At 45.0% G+C, this 3,073-nt stretch carries 1 protein-coding gene; it reads right to left on the bottom strand.

Annotation, left to right across the window (positions count from 1 at the left end):
- Positions 1-727: 727 nt before the first annotated feature.
- Positions 728-3,073 (bottom strand): transglutaminase-like domain-containing protein (locus tag H8K47_RS17920; RefSeq protein WP_186882714.1); only part of this gene is annotated, 2,346 nt, incomplete at its 5' end.

The raw sequence follows: 3,073 nt of genomic DNA, 5'->3' as shown, positions 1-3,073 counted from the left end.
GCTTGCGCTGAGACACCAGCTGGGTATAAAGTCAGGCTGCTGAACGTCAGCAAGACGATGCTGGCAACGCTACGCTGGAACAAGGTTTGGCGAATCTTCATAACAGGTCTTCACTATTTTTTCAGGACTACGCCGTGAATGTGAAAAACTTGTTTTTCTATGTCTATCCCGATTCGCGTAATATTCACTTGGACTTCTCCTCGATGAACTGACTTGTTTTTGGCGACTCATCAGTTTGACACATTGGCTGCAGTAGGGGGAGGAGTCCATTCCATTGCCCTACTAGAGGATTGCATATTGCCGCGTTACACTTTTTACTATCTAAATTCACGAACAAGATGTATTTAACACGCGAACATATTGCATATATAGCACTGCAAATAAAACCAACGTCGAGCAACCAAAGTAGAGCACATATTGATACCTCTGTATCATTAACGACTTATCTACTATCTTCAGATAAAAAAATGGAAAAATGAAAAATACCACAGCCCAAATCACTGCCAGCCAAGATAAATTTTCAAATTGTTTTCCGCATTTTATAACAATCAAAAATTCCTTAACAATAAAAACCTGACAAATTGCAAGTCCAAACCAGTTTGTCATCGGACGCAATCGTTTATAGTAAAAATGCATCCAATAATTTATCACTATTGCAACAAGCAATATCAGCCAAGCATAAATCACAATATCTCTCCCCATTTAAACTATCTAAAATATAAGAGCACTATAGCGCTAATAGGATGTCTTTAAATAGGAATGCAAATACAACTATCAGTGCACAAATACTCCCAAGAACAGCGCCCGCAGCTCCTAAGGATGCGCTAACGAAAGCAGGCCCAAATTTAGTGGCTAAAAGGTCATATCCATAAATATCAGCGATACCTAACCCCATTGAAATACTCGCAAGTGCACTAAGACTTGCAGCCATACCGAATGACATGTTAGCTGCAGCTGCGCTACCCCAGAGTACGGTCAAGGGCACAGCGCCTGCAATCGCTGCAATCAAAAATATGAGTAACACAAGTCCGGACAAAAATAGAATAGCTCCGTTCGCACCGCCAGCAATTTTATATGCACCTGCACCAGTATCAGAATCGAAAATGATATATCCGTTCCCAGTCCAACCATTTACAGTAATGTCTTTCTCATGAATAGTTACTTCTTTACCCGCTACCAAGGCATCCGAAATTTCCATCTTTACATCCGTGCCGACTTGAAGACTTTGAAGGACCGTAGAATGTATTCGTTGATTACTCTGATTTAAGGTATAGATTTTTTGTCCTTCACTCGCTGCTACTGTCAAAGCTTTTATTGCAGATACGGCTTGTGGTTGTGTGGCGCCGGTCGCAGCAAGGTTTAGATTGCTAAAAATCAACTCTGGCACAGCATGTTCAGCAGATGACCCTGCTGCTCCAGCTGCGCGCATAAAGTTAATACGTTTCGATAAATCCGAATCCCTTGACTCGATTTGATAGCGCAAATTATCCACATCCATCATCACACCGGGAAAATTGACACTTTTAACGATACCGAAGAAATAATGTGCCTGGGTTGTTGCAATGAAACGTCCATAGCTGGGCAATCGGTAATTAATAATTTCCCCATTGGTGCGCGCAATCAGTTTGTCACTGACATCCACTTGAGCAAAGTATCCTAGGATACCCGTATAGACTAAATCGCCTGTCAAAACTTCTTTAGTCACCCCATTGATTGGCGCTAGGTCATTTGGATTCAATTGGAACTGTTCTAGCTTAGCCTTGGTAGACGTCATTCTGTCACGCAGATCATTTAACTGCTGAGCACCTATCCCCTGTAGATCCAAGCCGATCGCATCATACTCACCGACGGTAATATCATTATCGTCGCCTCCCCTCCAAGTACCTGTACCGGGATCAAAATACTGATTCTGCTGCTTGACCGTACTGCCCATAGTAAAGCTGCTGGTGGTCGTGGCAACAACTTGGCCATCTACTCTGATTTCGCCTTTCATGTGGAGCAGGTAGCCGGGTAAAGACTTGGGTAGTTCACTTGGCTGCATCGGGCTACCGTCAGCGTGTGCTTTGGGTAAATAGCTGTTGATCAGATCCTGATCTGCTTTGGTCGCAGGGATGAAGCTGAGGGTAATCTTTTTACCAGCCAATTTGGCGGTACTTTGATTCAGCTCTATCATAGCGTCGTCACCGGTGCTGATACCGTCCGCAGCGTACAGGTTGGTTTTGAACTTCCAACGCAGATTGTCTGGCAATACCTGGAAATTGTTCGCCGTAGTGACTATGCGGTAAGGCAGACTCCCCATGAGGACGCTGCTATTTTCTGTTTTGATGGTTTGCGTGCCAAGCACATCGCCTACCGTGGCATTGGTTTTTTGACTGTCAATATAGGTTTTAACCTGGCTTTGATAAGCATTGAGTTGTGTTTGCAGGTTGTTCTGATTCAGGTTTTGTACATAACCACCTGCTTCATTGACCGTAGCACCTTGCTGGATTTGGCTGAGCAGGTTCTGGCTGTTAAGTGGAACATTGCCTTTGATGTCCATGCCTTTGGTAAAAGTATATTGCTTAAAACTGGCATCCATCGGCACCCAAGTACTCGGATTCTTATTGATCGCACCACGGCTTGGAAAGTAGTCGACAAAGGCTTCTACCCACACGTGTTCCATGCGTAGCGCTACGATTTTTCCTACGTTTGTGAGGCCCGTATTAGGGATGCCGCCCTGCCCTAATAAACTTTGTGCCGCTTCGACTTTGGTGACGCCCCCGACCCAGTTCATGACTTTGTCGGCTGGCACATCAATTGTGCCGTAGACGTATCTGGCTGGAATACCTGCTGCACGGTACAGAGCAATCAGCAGACTCGCGGTGTCGAAGGCGTTGCCGCGTTTGTTTTGTAATGTCAGTTCACTGCCCTGGATAGAGCCATAGCTGGGGATGAAGCTGATGTTGTTTCTGACCCAGTTATAGATTTGTACCGGGTTGTTGTTGAGTTCCTGGGCTTTGGCTTTTACAGCAGGTGTGAGCTGAATGTCTTCAGTTTCTGCTGTGTCTTGTGCGACGGGTAGCACCGGCAAGCT

Origin of the sequence: Cognatundibacterium rugosum (assembly GCF_014284365.1) — a bacterium.
Lineage (GTDB): Bacteria > Pseudomonadota > Gammaproteobacteria > Burkholderiales > Burkholderiaceae_D > Undibacterium > Undibacterium rugosum.
The sequence above is the reverse complement of the archived record's forward strand: the minus strand, read 5'-3'. Positions and strand labels throughout refer to the sequence as shown.